Genomic DNA, 20,563 nt, shown 5'->3' with positions numbered 1-20,563 from the left:
AACTAAAATTTACCAATGCCTTTAATCAATTGTGCTAAATCGATTACCGAATCAAATGCCTTAGATGATTGCGCATCCACATCTTCCCAGTTGTACTCTAGAGAAAAATGGGCGGACTCAATAATGAGCTCATAACTAGAGACTGGCTTGTGGTTTGGGTTTTCTGGAAGCTCTTGCGTTACTGGCACTGTCACACTCTGAATGGCTTTTAGTAATGACTCAGCTTCGGAGGAAGTGAGCTCTCTAGAGTGCAATACATCATCCGTTCTTTTAACGGTCACCTTAGAGACTTCCCCTAACGTCACCTCATATTGGTTTAATCCAAGCTCAACCCAGGCAGTTAATTCAATGGCAATCGGATAGTTAGTCATTTGAGCCTTCACTTTCAATTAGGGTTGAACTTCAGCAGCGTTGTTATGCCTGATTAATCTTACCCCCATCTCCCTGCTGCTATTTGGGTTTTTACCGAATTCTCTATGCGGCACTGCAGTATCAAAAAGACTTCCGGAGGCTAGTTCTCAGGCGTATATTGATATCAGAAAAAATAATCAATATCTCCAGCACCTATGGCTAACAGTGCCCTTCACGCAATTGCAATCGAAGACTTTCGAATGAGTAATCCCACCTTTCATCAGGAGTACTGCCTGCTTGTTGAGGGTATTAGTAATTTGATTTTTCGCCTGGCCCAAAAGCATGGAGAAAATATCTCCTACTCCAGCTTTACTGAATCCTATGATCGCGCCAGTAAAGAACCGATCCTACAGATCGTTTTAGGCAGCAGTAAAAATGAATTCTATGTGCATACCTATATCCCCAAGGATGGGGGTTTTATTGTCGGCAAGAATGGCGTGGGACCCAGAGCGCAAACTGCAGCAGACACACTGGCTCTGATTGAGGCTGATGTTCGAAGTGCTGGCTGGCTCTAGTGTTTACTCTGGCCAATAAAAAAGCCCCAATCAATGGGGCTTTTTCAGTAAGGCTTGTTACTAATGCATTAAGCAGCGATTTGCTTACGTGACTTAGTAGCTGGAGCTACTTGACCTTGGAAAGAGCTCATTGCAGCGTCAACACTCTTCTCAAAGTTTACAAAAGCGTCTTGTGATGTAGCGCGAACTTGTTCAAAGCTCTTCAAAGCAGCGTCAAATGCTGTGTTGAAAGAAGATACAAAAGCCTCTGAACCAGCAGGAGCTTGTGCAACAGCTTCTTTAACGAATTTTTTCAAATCAGCTTGTGAATCATCAATCCCTGAGTCGATCAAGTTAGCAACTTGTTTGCTGTTCTTGCGCAAAACTGTATTTACTTTGTTCTGATAACCAACAACTTGAGCAGCAACTTCTTTTGCTGAATCAGCATCAAACATTTCTAAAGCAGCTTTAGGATCTTTCAACTGAGTCAATTTTGCAGACTTAGCTTGAGCAGCAGTAACAACTTCTTTAGCTGCGTCGTAGTTGATCTCAGCAATTTGCTCAGCGCTTTTTACAGCCAATTGAGCGATAGCTTGTGCAGACTCAATAGATTTAGCTTGAGTAGCGGTCAATGTAGTGTTTAGTGTGTTTTGAAACATTGCGATTCTCCTGTTAGGGTATTTACTTAATAATTTATGGTGCACTGCAATTACTGCATTGCACCATTTTAAATAATATTTATGAAATTTGCATGAATATTTGAAATATTTCAAAAACCTGCAAATTTGACCCTTTTAAACAGGGGGTCTGGTGTCTTTGCCTAATAATTAGGCAAATTTTGCACCAAACTAGACTGCCCTACTTAAAAGCTTAAAAGTGACTTAATAGTTCCCTTAAGACTCTGGTCGCGCTGGGTATTTTTAAGCACAGCGCAGTAAGACAGCACCATGATGATCGCCAGTGAAATGCCGTTGAAGTTGTTGAATAAGTCCATGTGTTTCTCCTTTGTGATATTTGCTTCTTAAATTGATTAATGGGCTACCGGCAACTCATCCCACCGCGTGGTGTAGTTGGGAGACTTGTTGCCCGATCTCATTTGCCACTCTTGTTTGGTACCGGATGCTGCTAAGCGAATCACGGCATTACCAAACCGTGAATTAATCGTATCCATTGCTTGCATCAGATCAGCAGACTTCCCTTTGCTCTCCATATCCTCAAATAAAGATTGCTGAACTGTCGGCTTATCTGCAATCAGATTGAAAATGACGCCCGCCTTCTTATAACGAAAGCCACTTTGATAAATTTGTTTAAGCCCTTTGAGCGCTGCATTGGTTAAGGTCACCGTGTTATCACTAGGGTCCGCTAGTGGGATGGTGATGCTCTGATGATGCTGTGGCTCGTTTTGCTTAAAAGGATTAGTCTGAATAAAGACTGTTATCGCGCCCGTTACAGAATGTTGGCCCCGTAACTTTTCTGCAGCGCGTGCTGCATGCATAGCAACAGACTGCGCAAGCTCTTCTTGCTTAGTGACTAACTTCCCAAAACTGCGTGAGGCAATAATTTGTTGCTTGGCTGGCGACACCTCTTCCAACTTTAAGCAAGATGTGCCACGCAATTCATAACAAAGCCTTTCCATAACTACGCCAAATTGCTGACGCATTGCTTGCGGTGAGGTTTGCAGAAGATCAAAAACCGTATGGATACCCAAAACCTTGAGTTTCTTGGCCAGCTGACGTCCAATCCCCCACACTTCAGCAGCGGCAGTCTCGCTCATCCATTGATAGAGCTCGGGTTTAGGCATTGCTTCAACATCGCAAACGCCAGCAAACTGCGGATGTTTTTTAGCCAAGTGATTGGCAAACTTCGCTAAGGTTTTACTAGCACCAATACCAACACAGACTGGCAAACCCGTTGTGTCTTTTACCTGCTGCTTAATTATTTTTCCAAATGCAATCGTGTCAGGATGCTGCTTTAAAACAGTTTCAATTTGCAGAAAGCTTTCATCAATGCTGTACACCTCTAGATTGGGTGTAAATTTTCTGAGTACTTGTACTACGCGATTACTCATATCGCCATACAGCGTGTAGTTAGAGGAATAGGCCTCGATGCCGTGCTTCTTGGCAAGATCTTTCATCTGAAACCAAGGTGTTCCCATCTTCACACCCAATGCCTTTACTTCAGCACTACGTGCTACTGCGCAACCATCATTGTTTGATAGCACCACCATTGGCACCTCTTCTAGCTTTGGAGCAAAGACACGCTCGCAGGAAACATAGAAGTTGTTCACATCGACTAGTGCAAATAATGGATTGGTAGAGGCGCTCATCTCACTTACCGCCCCTACCGCTGTAATGGCTGTATTTACGCACCACTCCCACTACGACGCCCCAAATTTGTAACTCGCTGCCTTCGTTAAAAGTGATGGGCTGGTAGCTTGGGTTTTCTGGTTGGAGTTCAATGCGACCACGCAATTGATACAGGCGCTTGATGGTGTATTCACTATCGACTACTGCTACTACGATGTCTTTGTGTTTTGGCTTTAGGGCTTTATCAACAACCACCTTATCGCCATCACAAATACCCGCACCCATCATCGAATCACCTTGAACGGTAAACATGAATGTGGCCGGTTTGTTCTGAACCAGGTAATGATTGAGGTCTAAGCCTTCTTCAGCGTAATCAGCCGCTGGACTTGGGAATCCCGCTGAAATCCGATGACTTAAGAGTCTTGTCTCATGGGCGGCAAAATGGGCCGCCAAAGCTTGTGGGGCTTGGCTGAGGGTTGCTTTTGTGGGGTTCATTTGCTGCGTCATAGTGATTAATATACTGTATGTTTATACAGTATATGTAAAAACCGCAAAAATGAGGTGATTTTTGTTGCTTTTGAGCTATTTGCCTCAATTTTAGGCAAGAAAAAACCACCCGAAGGTGGTCTAAGAGGATTGCTATTGACTCTAGCAAAAGGCGAAAGCCAGAATAGCGGGGTCATCCACAAAAGCATTGGACAAGTACATGCTGGCTCGATAGAACCAAGGTATCACCGTCTCAAACATCTCTGCAAAGTAATCCATATAGCTAGTTTAACCGCCTTATTTAGCCACCCAAGTAATCGGTCTTGCCAATCTGCACACCATTGTGACGCAGGATGTTGTAAGCAGTCGTGACATGGAAATAGAAATTCGGGATGATCCAAGTCAATAAATACTGGTCGCCAACAAACTCAAATTTCCATTCATAGATAGAGAATTTGATTTCTTTAGCTTCCGTACCATCTACCTGCTCTGGCTTAATACCATCAACAAAGGCGATCGTTTTAGCGATGCGCTCTTGAAGGTCTGCAAATGTGCTTTCAGTATCTTCAAACTTAGGTGGCTCGACGCCTGCTATACGAGCCATCCCGTTTTTTACTTGATCACAAGCGATTTGTACTTGCTTGGCCAATGGGAACATATCTGGAGCTAGGCGAGATTCCACTAACACCTTTTCATCAATCTTCTTATCTGCAGCAAACTCTGCACTCTTTTTCAGAATGCTAGAGAGGTTGTTCAACATCTTTTTCAGTTGTGGAACAGATGCTTGGTACATTGAAATAGCCATAAATACTTTCTAAAAGAGTCCTACCTAAAAGAGCAATGTCTTATACATCGCTCATAAAATCACCGCCGCCGCTATCATCCCAGCTGCTTGCGCTACCGCCATCATCCCAAGAGCTGGCATCACGCACACCAAAATTAGGATCATCCATTGCAGGGCCGCCCACTTGATTCATATTGGGATTGTTACCAAAATTACCGGTATTGCCTTCATGACCACCCATGAGATGACTCGCCAAAGCTTGGCCAGCATACATACCAGCGCCCAAAGCAGCACCTGTTGCTAAGCTGCCCATCAAGCCGCTACCAGCGCCACCTGCTGGTGGATAACCAGGCGCACCGGGATACGGCGCTGGACCACCAGGAGTGCCAGGATAACCAGCGGCTGGCGCGTTGTAGACCTGAACCGCATCACGATTACGACGTCTCATGACAATGATGGTGCCAATGACCAAAATGGCAATCAAACCCCAGAACAAGGGATTACTAAAAATAGAAGAAGAGCCTGCTACAGGAGTACCTGCAGAGCTCGCCAATTGCATTTGTAGTTTTTGCACTGACTCTGCTTGTGCAAAAGGTAAGCCTGGCGCTAAGTTTTCTGCTTGAAGAAAATGACTGCGCGCCGCTTCTAACCTTCCTTCTTTGAGGTAAAGCTCAGCAGCAACATAGTGTGCTTTAGCGCTATTCGGATGAAGTTGCAGAACCTCTTTCATCATGGCATCTGCTTTACCCAACTGGCCCGCTTGGACTGCTTGATACACCTCAGGCAAAGTTGGTTCAGCAAAAACCGTATTACTTGTCAGTAAGACTAGGCTTGCACATACGCCAATCAATAACTTCAGTAAATGTTGCATCTTCATCATGACTCCTTATGAAATGATTCTTGCGATTTTGATTATCACCAATTTATGCATTTTTGCTATTCCCTAGCTATATGAGGGCTTTTTGAGGGAATTCAAGGGGGTTTAGCTACAGCACCTGGTGGAGCTCGCCTTTTGCCGAAATCAAGAAGGTTTTAATCTCTTTGCCTTCGCGAATACGCTTTAGCTCTACTTTGTAGTCTTGTAATTGCTTACAGTATTTTTCATACTTTTCACTGCCCTCATCTGGAATGGTGAGTTTGTAGTCGATGATGGCAAAGTGATCGTCTAGCTCTACCAGGCGATCCATGCGATAGCTTTTGCCTTTTTCGCCCACGAGATCCAGTTCATTCCAGGCGGCAATCCACCCCCCTGAAGTGAGGTAGCGTTGCAGTGCTGGTTTTTCTAAAACAGTCCTTGCTCGATCAAGCAACTGTTTGGCACTCTCTTGATCGATGCTCAACCAATGCATGAGCTCTTGTTCGCTTGGCATTGCGGGTTTGTTTTGATTGCCAGAGTCTGGGGTTAAGAACTCAAGCAATTTATGAAAGTTCGTACCCTCTTGCAAGAGTTCGGGATCGGGCTCTTCTTTTGCCTTCTCCAGCAATTTGGCTTTTAGCGCATCTGCTAAAGCACCACTCTCAATTCCAGAGAGGCGGGCCTCATGATCCTTAACGGCATCATCCCAGGCAATCGCAAAATGGTCGATCTTAAATGGCATGCTCCCAAGCTCTTGCTGGACTTCAGCTTCTTGGGGATTTTCGTTTGGCAAATTTAGTGAAGCGACATCCAAAGTCTCCACACTTGCAGCCAGAGCCCTGCCATACCAAGAGCGCTCATTAATGCCAGTCTTGGTTCTTGCTTCTACGCCACTTAGCCATAAGCCTTGTTTTGCCCGAGTCATGGCAACATAAAGCAAGTTCCAATTTTCATTTTGACCGACGTCATTCTCTTTTTTGAAAATAGCACTGCGTTCACCAGTTAAGGTTTTAGAGGTGTAAAGCGAAAGATGTGCAGGGCTAGCATCTTCAGGAGACCAGTCCAGCAAGACACCGCGATGTGGCGCTCGCCATTCCGTATTGTTTGCATCGAGCATGATCACAAATGGCGCCTCCAAACCTTTAGCCCCATGAATAGTCATCATGCGCACTCGCCTATGCCGCTCCTCCTCTGACATCTCACTTGCTACATCTACTTCGCCAATATCTTCATTTGCTTCAGAGGCCCCTTCTGCCTCTACATCACCTTCATCCGGAGTCTCATCATCATCACCCCGACGCATTGCATTGATCTCATCAATAAAACGGCTCAAGCTAGGGTAGCGACCGCCATCTTGATTCAGGGCTAATTCTAAAAATGCATCTAAGTTCGCCAGTACTCGCGCGCGCGCCAGATTTTGAGCGGCAATGGCGTACTTAATTCGCAAATTACTTTCGTGATAAATCAAATCCAGTAAGTCATGTACTGGTAGCGCTTCGCCAAGCCCGCGCCAATGCTCTAAATATCGAGCAGCCTTCTGAATCAGCGGACTTTGATTTGCTTGTAATGCATCCCACCAAGAGCTGTAACCCTGCCTAATGCTGATGCTGAGCTCTTGCATTTGGGCTTCTGTAAAACTAAAAATGGGACTACGCAGTACCTGAGCTAGCGGCAAATCATGTCTTGGTGATACCAAGACTGTAAGCAAGGCAATCAAATCATCTACCTCTAACGTGTTGAGGAGACCTCCCAAGCGTGAACTGTCATACGCCAAGACTGCCTCACGGAGAGCCCGCTCATACTGAGGTAAATATTGTCGGCGTTTGACCAACAAGATAAAGTCGCTACCCCTTGCTGGCCGCCAAAATCCTTTTCCATCCTTTTTATCCATCACTTGGCGTGTTGCCAAAATATAATGAATCAAGCGCCCTACTTGTTTACCTTCCAAGTAGCGCTGTTGATCGCCAGCGGTTTGACCCATATCCTCGATCGGAGCATCAAAGGCTGTACCCACACGCCCTAAGGGATCGCTATCGACGCGCTCAATTAATGGCAATAGGGATACTTCACCCTTTGCTGAGTATTCCTGAGAAGGCAATCCCTCTAATAAGGGTTTCCAGTCTGTATATTGCTCTGCATATCGATAACTTGGAGGCAAAGCTCCTGCCAAGAAAATATCGTTTACCGCTTTATTAATAGCAGGTGCATTTCGCTTTGTCGTATTTTTAGGTAAATAAGCAGCATCTAATTTTTCTTTTAAAAAAAGTTGGGCGCTTTCAAATAACCTTGGATCAGCTCGGCGGAAACGATAAATCGACTGCTTAGGATCGCCAACAATAAATACGGTGGGCATTGTTCCATCGTCGCCATAACCATCTAGCCATGATCGCAAGATTTGCCATTGCAAGGGATTGGTATCTTGGAATTCATCTATCAAAATATGGGCGTATTTCGCATCCAAGCGGGCCTGAAGATACGATGCGTTTGCAGCACTAGCCATTAATTGGCTTACGCCGATCTCTAGGTCATCAAAATCCCTGACCCGCATGGACTCTTTGGTTTTTTCTAAATGCTCTAGCATAGCCTCACTCATAGCGAACCAGGCAACATTTAACTTGTCGATGAGATGCTCGCTTTCCCAGTCAAAAAGCGCTTGGTAAGCCCGAGCCCAATCGTTACGAATATCGGTAATTCGAACCACATCGCCACCCATGGTCTCCACATATTTTTTCATCGGCACTGACATATTCTCAATATCAGCCAAAGGCATTCGTTTTTGCGTCAGGAAATAACTTTGCCATTGATCAGCAATCTCCATGACCGACTTGCCAGCACGTTTATGAGCCATGAGCATCTCTATAAAGACCGCGTTCTTCTTTTGAGTTGGCGTGCCATTACTGAAGCACTTATACATAATCTCTAAATTGGCAGAGGTTTGCTCTTGCTCCCAGAATGTCTCTAGCGGATTTGGCTGATTTTGATAAGGCAAGATTTTCTGCAAGCAGTCAATCGGCTTCACCTTATTAGCAATGCAGGCATCTTGAAAAAATGTCCATGCGCCTCTTTGTTTAAAGAGGCTGTAGTTGCCCATCAAAAACTTTTGCGTCTCAAAGGCGCCAAACTCATCCAGCAATACGTCATAGTGCGCTTTAAGATTCTCAGGAAGATTGCCCCACCAATCTTCCATGCACTCCTCTTGCAGGCGCTTAGCATCTTCTCGCAAATTAAAACCCGGCTGCACCTCTGCTGATACTGGTGCTGCGCCAAGTAAGCGACCAAACCAACCGTGGAAAGTATCAATTACGATTGCTTGGGGACTAGACAATACTTTGAGATAGAGGTCTCTGGCCTTTGGAATTGAACTGATTGCCTCTTCAATTGTCATGCCTCGGTCTGTTAATTCCTTAATCAGCGTTTGATCATCTGCAGTGGAAAATTCTTCGAGCAAGCCATAAAGACGATCGCGCATTTCTTGCGCAGCTTTGCGAGTAAATGTGAGCGCCAAGATCTCTTGAGGATTAGCACCTGCCAACAAAAGTCTAATCATGCGGGCGACCAATAACCAAGTCTTCCCACTTCCTGCACATGCAGAGACGACGACTGATTGTTTAGGGTCGCAGGCTACGGCGTAATCGAATTCTTCGCTCACCACATCCCCTTTCTGCAAATACCCCGGGCTTCACAGTATTGGCACACACTATTAGGAGCAAATGCCTGCATTGGCTGTCTTGCCCATAAGACACTTAAGTCGTTCTCAATTTGAATGGAGAATTGATCCATCAAATTAGGCATATCTTCTACTGCAGTCGCGCGGATATTTTTTGCTTCACCTTTATCAAGCTCAGCCTTAAGAGTCACCCACTCGGCTTGATCTACCGTGCGCCCAGGCAGATGTACCGAGACCGGATTTTCATTAGCAGCGCGAGCGTATATCAAGAGCTGCGGATCATTCAAAATATGTTCGGCTCGCTGGGCAATCTTTTTCATCGGTTGATTTTTGTAATCGATGACTGCTGCTGCAGACTCATCACCTATATGAATATCAAACCGATCCGCACGACCTGCAATGTTGATTTCTCTTGAAATGCCATCGGGATCCTGTATGGTCAAAGTAAATCCAACCGGCAACTCAGCATCGTGATAGCGCCAGCCTTCTTGCTCTCTCTTTAGCTGCCAGTCAACAAAGCTTGGGATTTGCTTCTGCCAATCACGCAGGGTCCCCAGTACTCTCGCGTCACCAGCAACCAAACGCTCAAACTCTTTTTCAGAACCGAGCCGCAAGTGATCAATCATCCATTGACGACGAATCTCAACACCCTCACCAATCGAAGAGTGTGGCTTTTCTTCTTCAGTCTTGAGTGCCTGAAAAAACGTTTTCAAAAGTGCATGCAAGGTTTGTCCCGCTAAGGAGGCATCAAAGCCTTCCTCGAATTCCTTTGCTTTGCGCAATCCAAGCAAACTGCCAACGTAATAGCGATAAGGGCAATCACGCAAAGCCTTATAGGCACTTGGGGATACCGTTACAGGAATTGCCAAATCTTGATCGGGCGTACTTACTGCCATTTGAATAGGCGCCGATTGAGCCGCATAGGGTTCGAACTTCACCTCTGTTACCTGCCATGGCTTAGATTGCTTTAGCGCTGCCTGCAATCGCTGTATCCAAGCAGATGCCCTGAGTGGCTCGCCATTCTTACTCTTACTCTGCCAAAGCAAATCCACATTCTGACAAGTTACCAAAAGACCGGAGAGATCTCTGGCCTGCTGTACATATTGAGCGGCAATCGTTGAGGACTTTAAAAGCCGATTTAGCGTGTCCGAAAAGAATAATGGGGGCTCAGAAAACGCTGGTAACTGTTGCTCATCACAACCTACCAGCACTACCGCATCGAATTGACGGAGTCTAGTTGAGCTGAGCGGCAAGATGCTCAACATTGCTTCTGCACTCTTGCCCTCTTCCTCGTATGAGGCCTCTTCAATAATCGTTTTTAGAAGGCTCAGCCATTCGGGCAAACGCATTTTGATATCTTGATAAATCCCAGCGCTAAGATCAAAACCCTTGAGGGTCTCTAATAACTGCTTCCCTGCGGAATCTTTTTCAAGGCGATCATGCATGCCCATCTCAAGCAAATCACTTTGTAAACGCTCATAAGCATCAGAACAGGCTAAGGAGTCTTTTTGCCAGGCGCTATGACGTTGACTCACAAAGATAATGAGTTTCTGAAGTTGCTCATTAGGCAAGCCGCCATTGGTTGCGGTGTAGTAGTTAGCTCGCTCAACAGCCATCAGGAAAGTCTGCCATCCTGATTTCGCCTGACTTGCTATCAAAATATCTTCTAGCTGAGCTATCAATCCAATACTCGTCTCAGACGAGATGTTCAGACTTTTCGCCAGATCAAAATAAGGGTTTTGCAAAAATTCCAGCAATACGTTTGCACTTGGCCCCTCTTTTGGTGATCGAATTAATTCAAGCCAACTATCTAAGGCTGCTGCTGCTCTAGTGGTAGATAACTTCCAACCTGTTTCATCGCGAATGCGCAAAGAACTACCCAACCGGCTGAGTAAAGCGCGCGCTCTGCGGGCAGCTAGACGGTCCTGCGCAACGAGTGCAATATTTTTCTTGCCGGCAATGAGATGAGTCTCAATCGATTTAGTAGCAGCCCAAGCCAACTCTTCAAAACGCGTGGCCGCTAGCAATCGCCACCCTTCTCGCCTATTGACCTGAACGTTACTAGCTATTTGCTGCTGCTCGCTAGTATCAGCTAGCGCAATCTGACCTTCTCCGTCTAAACCACACAGTGCTTCAGACCATAAGGCTACTGACTCCCAGTCTAGATTGACCTTTACTACTGGCGCAAATTGGGCGTAATCATGAAGATATCCATTCATTAATTCTTGATCGACGGGTTTTGGATCGGCAGTCTGAACCCAGATGAATGGACGACTGGCTACATTTCCAAGTTGCGAATTTGTTTTTACAGTTTGTAGATGATCGGCCATAGCCAAGTGCTTGCGAATGACGGGGTCACCTACATTGGTGAGGTAACGCCAAAATGCTAGAAGAACTTCTGATTCATCATCAACCACTTTCTTGGAGAGGCCGACATAGGCTTTTGCAATCGCCTGATCTAAAATTTGCTCTACTTTTTTAAGCCACACATCTACATCTCGCGAATGTGTTTCCAGCAAACCATTAAGCTCGCCTTGCAACTTTGGAACAACCGCTTCAGATAATGCATCGCATGCATCAATCACGGATTTTGCTAATCCCCACGCACCTGCATCGCTCTCTGCTTTAAACCAAGTTTTGAGTTTGGGATGCTTGCGCAAATTCACATAGACTGAAATCCAGCGCTCTAAATCCGATTGCTTCTTTGGAAACTTCCAGGCGCTTGGTGCTGCCTCTAACCAATCCGTAAAACTGATGACTTGCGGCAAGAAGGCGATCTGATTGGGTAGATCTTTTGGCCTCGTTTCTTCGAGCGCCACCCTGAGTCCAATGAGAGGGCCTGCTGTGCTAAGAACTACTAAGAGGCGTTGACTAGTTTGCAGCGCACAATTCCAAACACCTTCAGCCAGGACCTTGAGAGCGTCAGCATTGGGCGCAACAGCCCAAGCATAGGGCTGCTCTTGCTTAGAAATGGTGGGAAATGCTGCTGACATTACTGACTTTGATGAACTCTCGTTTTAGGGCTTATTTTGAATTTTCGGCACAATCTTTCGCTTATTGCTAATATAAGCGTTGTAACGACACAATTAAACAACTCGCTAAATAAGTCTAAATAAGGAATTTTCATGAGTGCCGGCATTAAATATGTAACTGACGCCTCTTTCGAACAAGACGTCCTCAAGTCCGATAAACCTGTTTTGCTCGACTTTTGGGCTGAATGGTGCGGTCCTTGCAAAATGATTGGCCCAATCCTGGAAGAGCTTTCCGGTGAATACGGTGACAAATTACAGATCGCCAAGATGAATGTGGATGAGAACCAAGGCGTTCCTGCCCAGTTCAATATTCGCGGCATTCCTACGCTGATCCTCTTTAAGAACGGCACTGTTGCTGCTCAAAAAGTAGGCGCTTTGGCTAAATCACAGTTGACTGCTTTTATTGATAGTCATCTGTAAATCGTATTGCTCCACGGGTTCACTAGGTGAGCTCGTGGTTTTTCCCGCTTTAAACGCTTGTCACACCCCATTTTTGGTGTAGTATTACTCAAACGCACTAATCAGTGCTCCGATTTTTCAGTAATTTATCCCCCCTTCTTTTAGCAAAACTCCACAATTCTGTTTGACCATATCTGTCTGATTCTCATCAGGACAGTCATACCTCAAAACACATAATTCTTTTCCCCTCTTATTAATACCCGAGAACCACATGCAATTAACTGAACTCAAAGTCCTCCACGTTTCCGCTCTGCTTGAAATGGCAGCTAGCTTGGAGATTGAAAATACCCAACGGATGCGCAAACAAGAATTGATGTTTGCTATTCTGAAGAAACGCGCTAAAGCCGGTGAAACGGTTTTTGGTGACGGTACCTTAGAGGTATTGCCTGACGGCTTTGGCTTCTTACGTTCTCCTGAAGCTTCTTACATGGCTTCACCAGATGACATTTATATCTCTCCTGCACAGATTCGCCGCTTTAACTTACATACTGGCGATAGCGTAGAAGGTGAAGTACGTACACCAAAAGATGGTGAGCGTTACTTTGCTTTGGTCAAAGTAGACAAGATCAACGGTTTGGCTCCAGAGGCCCTCAAGAACCGCATCATGTTCGAAAACTTAACGCCATTACATCCAAATCGCGTGATTTCTCTTGAGCGTGATATCAAAGCTGAAGAAAACTTAACTGGCCGCATCATCGATATGATCTCCCCCATTGGCTATGGCCAGCGTGGCTTGATTGTGGCTTCACCAAAGTCCGGTAAGACTGTCATGATGCAGCACATTGCTCATGCGATTGCTGCCAATAATCCTGAAGCCATTCTCATCGTATTGCTCGTTGACGAGCGTCCTGAAGAAGTTACTGAAATGCAGCGCTCTGTGCGCGGTGAAGTTGTCGCCTCTACTTTTGATGAGCCAGCAGTACGTCACGTTCAAGTTGCCGAAATGGTGATTGAAAAGGCTAAGCGCTTAGTAGAGATGGGTAAAGATGTCATCATCTTGCTTGACTCCATTACGCGTCTAGCACGTGCTTACAACACGGTTGTTCCTTCGTCTGGAAAAGTACTCTCCGGTGGTGTGGATGCCAATGCCCTGCAACGTCCAAAACGTTTCTTTGGTGCGGCTCGTAATATTGAAGAAGGTGGTTCTTTAACCATCATCGCTACTGCCCTGATTGAAACGGGTAGCCGCATGGATGACCTCATTTATGAGGAATTTAAAGGTACCGGCAATATGGAAGTTCACCTTGAGCGTCGTTTGGCTGAGCGTCGTGTTTACCCATCGATCAACCTCAATAAGTCCGGTACTCGCCGTGAAGAGTTGCTGGTTAAAGCCGAAAACCTCCAAAAGATCTGGGTATTACGCAAATTGCTGGCTGATATGGACGATATCGAGGCGATGAACTTTATTGTGGATAAACTCAAATCAACCAAAAATAACGGTGAATTCTTCGACTTAATGCGTCGCGGAGGCTAATTTAAGCCCCCCCGAGTGGCGCTTTGATGCATAAAAGGGGTTGTTTTAACCCCTTTTACTTAGCTAAACAGCGCTTTGTTGTTGATTTCATGGCATAATTTAGCCTTTACTGCTTTTAAAACCTGGGAAAGTATTTAGGTTGTTTTAACCAAAACGGCTACCCGCTCATAGGACTCAAAATGAAACCTGGCATTCACCCCGAATATCGTGAAATCGTCTTTGTAGACGTTTCCAATAACTTCAGCTTCAAGACTCGCTCCACTATGTCTACTAAAGAGACAATCAAGTGGGAAGACGGCAATGAATATCCATTAGCCAAGATCGAAACTTCCTCTGAATCTCACCCTTTCTACACTGGTACCCAGAAAATCATGGATACCGCTGGTCGTGTTGAGAAATTCCGTCAGAAATTCGGTAGCAAAGCGGTTGCTAAAGCTACTGGTGATGGCGCTGCTAAAACCGCTGAGAAAAAAGCGGCTGCTGCAGAAGCTAAAGCTGCTGAAAAGCCTGCTAAGAAGAAGGCTTAAATTCCTTTCTCCTTTGCAGGGTTCTCTGCGAGATAATCAAGGCAGCGTTTGCTGCCTTTTTTATTGATTTTGCATATAGTTACGCATGGTTAAACTCACCGCCGCCGCCACCAAATCTATCCCTCGCATCATTATTTTTGCGCTGACTTTGGTGTATGGATTTTCTGGCCTCTTCTTTCGCGATCCTTGGAAAAATGAAGATGCGATTGGCTTTGGCGGAATGTGGACTTTATTTCGTGGCGACTCTTTAGATTGGGTCGTTCCTCATTTAGCAGGCCGCGATATCTCCCTAGGCGCCCCACTTCCTTATTGGATGGGTGCTAGCTTAATTGAACTCTTTGGCCCTTGGATTGGCGCCGCCAATGCAGCGCGCCTCTATTCCGCAATTTGTTTTTTTGCTGCAGCAATCGCTATTTGGTACGCCACTTATTTACTGGGTCGTCGTCGTGAAGTGCAGCCGATTGCATTAGCGGTAGGCGGTCAGCCTGACTTGAAGAGTTATGGCATGACCTTGGCTGATGGCGCCCTCCTCATCTTCTTAGCTTGCGTAGGTCTTGCGCAGCGCGCTCATGAAACAACGCCGATGATGGCGCAACTGATGGGCATCAGTATTGTGCTGTACGGGACAGTCCGTGGTTTAGATAAACCTTGGCAAGGCGGTCTCTGGACAGGCTTAGGCGTCACGATTGTTTCTCTCTCAAGCAATCTCGCATTAAGTCTGATTGTGATTGCATCGACCATCATTGCAGTCATCGCTAGTAATGCCCGATTACGTTTTCGCTGGACCATTACGAGCACCTTCTTTGGCATCGTCGGTGTGCTCTCTTGGCCAGCGCTTTGGTACATGTCTGACATCAGTCCTGAGTGGCGCCACATTGCAGAAGAAGGCTGGCGCAATACGCCGGAGATGCGCTTAGTGCCCTCTTTCGAATCCGTCGAATTTTTGAGTGTGAACTTTTGGGCCTATGCCTGGCCAGTATGGCCTTTAGCTATGATTGCTTTGTTTCACTGGGGTCGCGTAAAAGAATCCGGCGCATGGCGGGCTCCACATCTTTGCATTCCACTAAGCTTGTTTATTGGTTGCTTTATTTATGTCTTGTTCCGTAGCCAGGCGAATGAACATGACCTCATGATTTTGATTCCGAGCCTATCCATCATTGCGGCTTTTAGCTTACCCATTCTGAAGCGCAGTGTAATTAGCTTCATTGACTGGTTTGCGATGTTCAGCTTCTCATTAATTGCTTTGGCGATCTGGGTCATTTGGTTAGCTAAGATAAGCGGCTATCCAGAGCAAATTGCGGATAATGTGGCACGTTACTTGCCGGGCTTTGAAGGTCAATTTAACCCTCTCGCCTTTATCGTTGCCCTAGTCATTACTGGTTTATGGCTTGCCATTGTTCGCTGGAGAACCTCACGCGCCCCCAAAGAAATTTGGCGCTGCCTCATCATCTCTGCATCTGGCACTACTTTGATGTGGGTGTTATTGATGACTTTATGGTTGCCAACCATCAATTACGCAAAAACCTATCGCCATGTATCCGCTCGTTTAGTGCAAGCCGTTCCAAGCGAAGGTTGTATTGATACCAGTAACTTAGGCTATGCACAGCTTGCCTCTTTTGATTACTTTACGAAGCTCGATTTACGAGATGACCCAAGCTGCCCATGGTTGCTGACTCATAGCCAGTCAGAAGCATCGGCTTATGCGCGCCTAAATAATAAAAAACTCAGCTTGCTATGGGAAGATCGCCGCCCATCTGACCGCGACGAACGTCTGCGTCTCTACGAAGTTATTCCGGAATAAGGCGTGCTGCACTTTAAGTTATCGCGCCTACGCGAGGATATTCCCGCTCTACTTAAATTAGCTGGGCCTTTACTCATTGGCCAATTGGCAGTCATTACCTTTGGCGTGCTGGATACCGCCATGACGGCGCGCTACTCAGCAGAAGATCTTGCTGCTTTGGCTATGGCCTCTGCCATTTTCATTAGCATTTACGTAGGCCTAACAGGAGTCATCTCTGCTCTGGCCCCGATCGCAGGGCAACTCTTTGGTGCAAAACGCCTTGATGAAATTGGCGAAGAAGTGCGTCAGGCTACCTGGCTCGCTGTAGGTCTCACGGTATTGGGGTGCATCGTACTTATCAATGCCGATTACTTGCTTGCGATCTCACGCGTCACCGCTGACATTGAAGGTAAGGCGCGCCTCTACCTCAATATTTTGGCACTTGGTTTACCTGCAAGCATGGGTATGCGTGTCCTCATGGCACTGCATAACGCGGTCTCGCGACCCGCTGTCATAACTGTGGTGCAACTCATTGGCTTAGGATTAAAGCTGCCTCTGAACCTACTCTTTATTTATGGGGGCTTTGGCATTGAAGGCATGGGTGGGCCGGGTTGCGCAGCGGCTACTGTCATCATTAATTGGCTTTGGCTCATCATCACATTGAGCTTTGTCTTGATTGATCGCTTTTATCGCCCTTTTAAAATCTTTAGCCGTTTTAGCGCACCAGATTGGCATCGTATCTGGACTTTGCTAAAGCTAGGCGCTCCTATTGGCTTTAGCTACCTCATTGAAGTCACTTCGTTCACCTTCATGTCATTGTTTATTGCGCGCCTAGGCACCACTGCATTAGCAGGCCATCAAATTGTGGCAAACATGGGTACGGTAATTTATATGGTCCCACTATCACTCTCCATTGCCACCATGACTTTAGTATCTCAATCGATTGGTGCCAATAAACCAGAGCGGGCTGAAGAAATTGGCTGGTCATCGGTATTTTTTACGACCGTGCTTTGTATTGCGATTGGTATTGGCGTTTGGGTACTCCGCCTGCATTTATTAGATCTCTACAATCCACCGGAAGCAGTCAAAGTCTTCTCGATTCCGCTCTTTTTATTCATTGCTTTTTACCAAGTCTTTGATGCCTTACAAGTAACCGCAGCTTTTATTTTGCGAGCTTATCGAGTCGCCTTCTGGCCCATGGTCATTTATGCCGGCTCTTTGTGGGGCGTGGGATTAGGTGGTGGTTACTTGCTTGGATTTAATGTGCTGGGCAATACGCCAACATTCTTACAGGGGGCTAATGGATTTTGGGCCGGCAATAGCATCAGCTTAGGTTTAGCTGCTTGCTTACTACTCTATCTCTTTAGAAAAACGGCGGCGCGCTTTGAAAAAACGCATCCGCCAGTTGAAGTGTAGTGAAGCGAAGTGCTTAACGAATACTAGGCACTTGATTGCCTTTGGCATACATACACTGCTGATAAGCAATATTGTATTGAGCCTGCGCTTGATTTTGCTTTCCAGAAGAATTCATGGCACCCATTGCAGCACCGCCTAGTAAACCAACGCCAGCACCCGTTCCCACATTAGCGTGATTACCACCTTGAATAACAGCCCCAGCAACAGCACCTAAAGCAGCCCCGATTGCAGCGCTAGTAGCGCCTTCTTTTAAAGCAGCATCACTAGTATCTCTGACTGAATTTGCGGCAAAGTTGCGGCAATACAGATCTTCCTGTTGAAACAAATCAAACGGCTTACCCTCACGCGGCATCACTGCAACGGTAGGCCCTGTCGGAGCAGATACGCACGCTGTTAATGAAGCCGCCAGCACTACTAATAACGTCAATCGTTTCATTTCAAACCTTTAAAAAATTCTTTTTCACTAATTACTACGCACTATTTTAAAGATCTTTAATACTGAGGTCTTTTAGCTGTAACACTGCTTGTTGGAGGGGTGGCAGGCTGGGTTTTCCAACCAGATGCGCACTCTTGAACATAAGGGTAGTAATTGCCAGTCGCTTCGCAGAAATACCAAACTGCTGGCTGAGGCTGAGAAGCCAAAACCATTGGTTGTGGAGGGGCAACGTAAGCCACTACAGGGGGCGCATAGGCTACAGGTGGAGCGTAGTAGGCCGCTTGAGGATAGCCGTAATAGCCAGCACCAACCCAATTACCGCGCCAGCCACCACCATAAGCACCATAGCCATAGCCACGACCCCAACCTGGGCCATAAGCCGCTGGGCGCCAACCACCACCATAACCATAACCACCACCATAGCCACCGCCTACGCTGACATTCCAACCCACATTACCAGCATTGGCTGCCAAAGGACTCAGGCTGAGTAAGCCTGCCAGAGCAATTCCTAAAGCGATATGTTTTTTATTGAGTTTCATCATCGACCCCTCTAATTGGTCTATTTGTAACGATCTGATACTTTTATTACCTTCTACCCTCTATAACGCCCCAGGCAGATTCAAGCTGACATAAAAATAAGGTATTTCTTAGTCTAATTTTGCGCCTGATTTGGCAATTACTCTACCCCACTTATTTGCTTCTGCAGCAATCAGTTTTGAGAGGCTTTGCGGGCTCCCTGGGGCTGGGTCTAGGCCGCTGGCTAATAAACGCGCCTTAACTTCAGGGCTATTTAAAGCCTGACGGGTTAAGCGATTCAAGCGCATCTGAATACTGGGCGTTAGATTGGCTGGGGCCACCAATGAAAACCAAGAGGTTGCCTCAAATCCAGTTAAACCTTGTTCGGCAAGCGTCGGGATTTCTGGGGCCGCAGGTGAACGCCTTAAGGTGGTCACTCCTAAAGCTTGCACCTCTCCTGCTTTAATCAAGGGCAGCGATGAGGAGAGGTTATCAAAGAGCATTGAAATGCGCCCACTTAATAAATCTGGCAAAGATTGAGCGCGCCCTTTGTAAGGAATATGCCTTATTTGCACTCCGGTAAATTCTTTAAAGAGTTCGCCGGACATATGCAAGGAAGTGCCAACACCAGAGGATCCAAAAGTGAGTTGATTGGGTTTTGCCTTGGCGAGCTCAATGAGTTCATGCAAATTGGTAACCCCCAATTGTTTATTTACTACCAATACGTTGGGAGTGCTTGCCAAGAAACTAATGGGTGTGAAATCTTTTACAGGATCAAAAGACATCTTGTCATACAAAGCACCATTGATAGCCTGAATACCTACTGTACCAATCAACAAGGTATAACCATCTGGCTCGCTCTTGGCAACTAAGTCAGCGCCAATGTTGCCGCCGACGCCGGGACGGTTTTCTACCAGAACAGGAACACCTAAATTTTTTTGCCAATGCTCTGCAAGAACACGAGCCAAAATATCTGGTGCCCCGCCTGGAGTAAAACTCACCACAATCCGAATCGGCTGCTTAGGCCATTGCTGATTGGTCTGTGCTTGGGCAGTCAATACTCCGCAAAAGCCAAGACCAATAATGAGGGCCTTAGCCACCCTACAAAAATGCATCATGTATGAAATCGAATGAAGTAGAGAAACTTAAAAGCCCAAGTAGTTACGCAACCAAATCCAGCCTGTATAGCTCACAGGATCATCTGGGCATGGGCCAGTGCCGCACTCCAATAAGGTTGATACTAGATTGGCAAAGACCATCAAGATAAAGAGAATAACGATCGTATTTGCAAACCAGTTGCGAGAGCGGACGTCTCGATTAGGCAGCATTAATAAAATCGCTTGGCCAGCCATTAAACCTAAATAGGCTACAAAAGCCCAAGTATAAAAATGCAACTCTAAAAAAGTAGCGCCAAAGCCTTTATCGCCCGGAGCAATATGCAAGAACACCTGACGCAAGGAAACGGTCATTCCTACTAAGCCACCGATAATTCCCCAGCCGTAATGTGCAGAGTACGCACCACAACGAATATTGAGTACTAATGCAAATCCAATAATCACAAACCCTATTCTTTGCATCAAACATAGTGGGCATGGAAGTTCGCCAAAATACAGTTGATCTACAAAGGCATAAGAAAGCATGCCAACAATAGCTAATAGCGCTAACTGGTTGCCTAGGGCAGCAAGAGAAGGGAAGGAATGCTTGTTCACAGACTGATATTGAGGTGATCGGTAGCGTGAAAATAGAACCAGACCATGAGGGTTCCAACCGTGATAGCCAACAGAATTAAGCCGACAAGACGCTTCTCAAACCAGACCAGGATCAGTCCGATAAAGGCTGTCAGAAATGGGAAAAACATATACATATCAGAATTCTAGCGCAGGCGGCAATTTCTTCAGGCAAACCCAGCAATTACAGCG

20 protein-coding genes are annotated in these 20,563 nt (G+C 46.1%); 6 read left to right on the top strand and 14 right to left on the bottom strand.

The features are described from left to right. Window positions 1-2: 2 nt before the first annotated feature. Window positions 3-371, bottom strand: a complete 369-nt coding sequence (locus tag ICN47_RS00965; RefSeq protein ID WP_216218047.1) for a hypothetical protein — start codon at window positions 369-371, stop codon at window positions 3-5. A gap of 195 nt (window positions 372-566) precedes the next feature. Between ICN47_RS00965 and ICN47_RS00960 the strand changes: the two genes are divergently transcribed. Beyond that, window positions 567-926 carry a hypothetical protein gene (locus ICN47_RS00960; RefSeq protein ID WP_216218046.1) on the top strand — a complete coding sequence of 120 codons (360 nt, stop codon included), beginning with the start codon at window positions 567-569 and terminating at the stop codon, window positions 924-926. A gap of 68 nt (window positions 927-994) precedes the next feature. Here ICN47_RS00960 and ICN47_RS00955 read toward each other — a convergent pair whose 3' ends face one another. From ICN47_RS00955 to ICN47_RS00925, 8 genes are all read right to left on the bottom strand, one after another. Next, window positions 995-1,564 carry a phasin family protein gene (locus ICN47_RS00955; protein ID WP_216218045.1) on the bottom strand — a complete coding sequence of 190 codons (570 nt, stop codon included), beginning with the start codon at window positions 1,562-1,564 and terminating at the stop codon, window positions 995-997. A gap of 203 nt (window positions 1,565-1,767) precedes the next feature. After that, window positions 1,768-1,899, bottom strand: coding sequence for a hypothetical protein (locus ICN47_RS12905; RefSeq protein ID WP_255538870.1), 132 nt, complete (start codon window positions 1,897-1,899; stop codon window positions 1,768-1,770). A 36-nt stretch (window positions 1,900-1,935) separates the two neighbouring features. Beyond that, window positions 1,936-3,231 carry a Y-family DNA polymerase gene (locus tag ICN47_RS00950; protein WP_216218044.1) on the bottom strand — a complete coding sequence of 432 codons (1,296 nt, stop codon included), beginning with the start codon at window positions 3,229-3,231 and terminating at the stop codon, window positions 1,936-1,938. 1 nt (window position 3,232) lies between these two features. Next, window positions 3,233-3,706, bottom strand: a complete 474-nt coding sequence (locus tag ICN47_RS00945; protein ID WP_255538869.1) for a LexA family transcriptional regulator — start codon at window positions 3,704-3,706, stop codon at window positions 3,233-3,235. Window positions 3,707-3,998: 292 nt separating this feature from the next. Continuing rightward, window positions 3,999-4,502, bottom strand: a complete 504-nt coding sequence (locus tag ICN47_RS00940) for a DUF1993 family protein (protein WP_216218043.1) — start codon at window positions 4,500-4,502, stop codon at window positions 3,999-4,001. Between the two features lie 40 nt (window positions 4,503-4,542). After that, entirely contained in the window at window positions 4,543-5,361 is an 819-nt protein-coding gene (locus ICN47_RS00935) for a tetratricopeptide repeat protein (RefSeq protein WP_255538868.1), read from the bottom strand. Window positions 5,362-5,467: 106 nt separating this feature from the next. Further along, window positions 5,468-8,986, bottom strand: coding sequence for a UvrD-helicase domain-containing protein (locus ICN47_RS00930; protein WP_370626232.1), 3,519 nt, complete (start codon window positions 8,984-8,986; stop codon window positions 5,468-5,470). Then, window positions 8,983-11,997 (bottom strand): PD-(D/E)XK nuclease family protein, encoded by a 3,015-nt coding sequence (locus ICN47_RS00925; protein ID WP_216218041.1) that lies wholly within the window; start codon window positions 11,995-11,997, stop codon window positions 8,983-8,985. Before ICN47_RS00925 ends, ICN47_RS00930 begins: the two co-directional genes overlap by 4 nt. A gap of 132 nt (window positions 11,998-12,129) precedes the next feature. Here ICN47_RS00925 and trxA point away from each other — a divergent pair, with 132 nt between their 5' ends. The 5 genes from trxA to ICN47_RS00900 all read left to right on the top strand — a co-directional run bounded on the left by trxA (window position 12,130) and on the right by ICN47_RS00900 (window position 17,692). Continuing rightward, window positions 12,130-12,456, top strand: coding sequence for a thioredoxin TrxA (gene trxA / locus ICN47_RS00920; protein ID WP_068948270.1), 327 nt, complete (start codon window positions 12,130-12,132; stop codon window positions 12,454-12,456). Window positions 12,457-12,706: 250 nt separating this feature from the next. Next, the gene (rho, locus tag ICN47_RS00915) at window positions 12,707-13,969 is read left to right on the top strand and encodes a transcription termination factor Rho (protein ID WP_011903147.1); all 1,263 of its coding nucleotides are present in this window, start codon (window positions 12,707-12,709) and stop codon (window positions 13,967-13,969) included. Between the two features lie 179 nt (window positions 13,970-14,148). Next, on the top strand, window positions 14,149-14,496 hold the full coding sequence (locus ICN47_RS00910) for a type B 50S ribosomal protein L31 (RefSeq protein WP_215363251.1): 348 nt from the start codon (window positions 14,149-14,151) through the stop codon (window positions 14,494-14,496). 85 nt (window positions 14,497-14,581) lie between these two features. After that, window positions 14,582-16,297, top strand: coding sequence for a glycosyltransferase family 39 protein (locus tag ICN47_RS00905; protein WP_216218040.1), 1,716 nt, complete (start codon window positions 14,582-14,584; stop codon window positions 16,295-16,297). Window positions 16,298-16,300: 3 nt separating this feature from the next. Further along, on the top strand, window positions 16,301-17,692 hold the full coding sequence (locus ICN47_RS00900; RefSeq protein WP_216218039.1) for an MATE family efflux transporter: 1,392 nt from the start codon (window positions 16,301-16,303) through the stop codon (window positions 17,690-17,692). Window positions 17,693-17,705: 13 nt separating this feature from the next. Here the strand turns inward: ICN47_RS00900 and ICN47_RS00895 are convergent, their stop codons facing one another. The 5 genes from ICN47_RS00895 to ICN47_RS00875 all read right to left on the bottom strand — a co-directional run bounded on the left by ICN47_RS00895 (window position 17,706) and on the right by ICN47_RS00875 (window position 20,508). Continuing rightward, a complete protein-coding gene (locus ICN47_RS00895; protein ID WP_216218038.1) occupies window positions 17,706-18,128 on the bottom strand; it encodes a glycine zipper family protein in 423 nt (140 codons plus the stop codon). Window positions 18,129-18,184: 56 nt separating this feature from the next. Then, complete coding sequence (locus tag ICN47_RS00890) at window positions 18,185-18,670, bottom strand: hypothetical protein (RefSeq protein ID WP_216218037.1); 486 nt, start codon at window positions 18,668-18,670, stop codon at window positions 18,185-18,187. 105 nt (window positions 18,671-18,775) lie between these two features. Beyond that, window positions 18,776-19,759 (bottom strand): tripartite tricarboxylate transporter substrate binding protein, encoded by a 984-nt coding sequence (locus ICN47_RS00885; RefSeq protein ID WP_216218278.1) that lies wholly within the window; start codon window positions 19,757-19,759, stop codon window positions 18,776-18,778. Window positions 19,760-19,789: 30 nt separating this feature from the next. After that, on the bottom strand, window positions 19,790-20,353 hold the full coding sequence (locus tag ICN47_RS00880) for a disulfide bond formation protein B (RefSeq protein WP_216218036.1): 564 nt from the start codon (window positions 20,351-20,353) through the stop codon (window positions 19,790-19,792). Further along, window positions 20,350-20,508 (bottom strand): DUF5993 family protein, encoded by a 159-nt coding sequence (locus ICN47_RS00875; protein ID WP_216218035.1) that lies wholly within the window; start codon window positions 20,506-20,508, stop codon window positions 20,350-20,352. Before ICN47_RS00875 ends, ICN47_RS00880 begins: the two co-directional genes overlap by 4 nt. Between the last annotated feature and the right edge of the window lie 55 nt (window positions 20,509-20,563).

Origin of the sequence: Polynucleobacter sp. AP-Latsch-80-C2 (assembly GCF_018882185.1) — a bacterium.
GTDB lineage: Bacteria > Pseudomonadota > Gammaproteobacteria > Burkholderiales > Burkholderiaceae > Polynucleobacter.
Note: the sequence above shows the minus strand (reverse complement) of the source record. Positions and strands in the feature narration are given on the sequence as shown.

Coding starts and splice junctions, on each gene's coding strand:
- ICN47_RS00935 (WP_255538868.1), bottom strand. CDS start 5,361: ATGATGAAGATGCAACATTTACTGAAGTTATTGATTGGCGTATGTGCA.
- ICN47_RS00955 (WP_216218045.1), bottom strand. CDS start 1,564: ATGTTTCAAAACACACTAAACACTACATTGACCGCTACTCAAGCTAAA.
- ICN47_RS00950 (WP_216218044.1), bottom strand. CDS start 3,231: ATGAGCGCCTCTACCAATCCATTATTTGCACTAGTCGATGTGAACAAC.
- ICN47_RS00875 (WP_216218035.1), bottom strand. CDS start 20,508: ATGTATATGTTTTTCCCATTTCTGACAGCCTTTATCGGACTGATCCTG.
- rho (WP_011903147.1), top strand. CDS start 12,707: ATGCAATTAACTGAACTCAAAGTCCTCCACGTTTCCGCTCTGCTTGAA.
- ICN47_RS00960 (WP_216218046.1), top strand. CDS start 567: ATGGCTAACAGTGCCCTTCACGCAATTGCAATCGAAGACTTTCGAATG.
- ICN47_RS00940 (WP_216218043.1), bottom strand. CDS start 4,502: ATGGCTATTTCAATGTACCAAGCATCTGTTCCACAACTGAAAAAGATG.
- ICN47_RS00965 (WP_216218047.1), bottom strand. CDS start 371: ATGACTAACTATCCGATTGCCATTGAATTAACTGCCTGGGTTGAGCTT.
- ICN47_RS00885 (WP_216218278.1), bottom strand. CDS start 19,759: ATGCATTTTTGTAGGGTGGCTAAGGCCCTCATTATTGGTCTTGGCTTT.
- ICN47_RS00945 (WP_255538869.1), bottom strand. CDS start 3,706: ATGAACCCCACAAAAGCAACCCTCAGCCAAGCCCCACAAGCTTTGGCG.
- ICN47_RS12905 (WP_255538870.1), bottom strand. CDS start 1,899: ATGGACTTATTCAACAACTTCAACGGCATTTCACTGGCGATCATCATG.
- ICN47_RS00905 (WP_216218040.1), top strand. CDS start 14,582: ATGGTTAAACTCACCGCCGCCGCCACCAAATCTATCCCTCGCATCATT.
- ICN47_RS00910 (WP_215363251.1), top strand. CDS start 14,149: ATGAAACCTGGCATTCACCCCGAATATCGTGAAATCGTCTTTGTAGAC.
- ICN47_RS00895 (WP_216218038.1), bottom strand. CDS start 18,128: ATGAAACGATTGACGTTATTAGTAGTGCTGGCGGCTTCATTAACAGCG.
- ICN47_RS00925 (WP_216218041.1), bottom strand. CDS start 11,997: ATGTCAGCAGCATTTCCCACCATTTCTAAGCAAGAGCAGCCCTATGCT.
- trxA (WP_068948270.1), top strand. CDS start 12,130: ATGAGTGCCGGCATTAAATATGTAACTGACGCCTCTTTCGAACAAGAC.
- ICN47_RS00890 (WP_216218037.1), bottom strand. CDS start 18,670: ATGATGAAACTCAATAAAAAACATATCGCTTTAGGAATTGCTCTGGCA.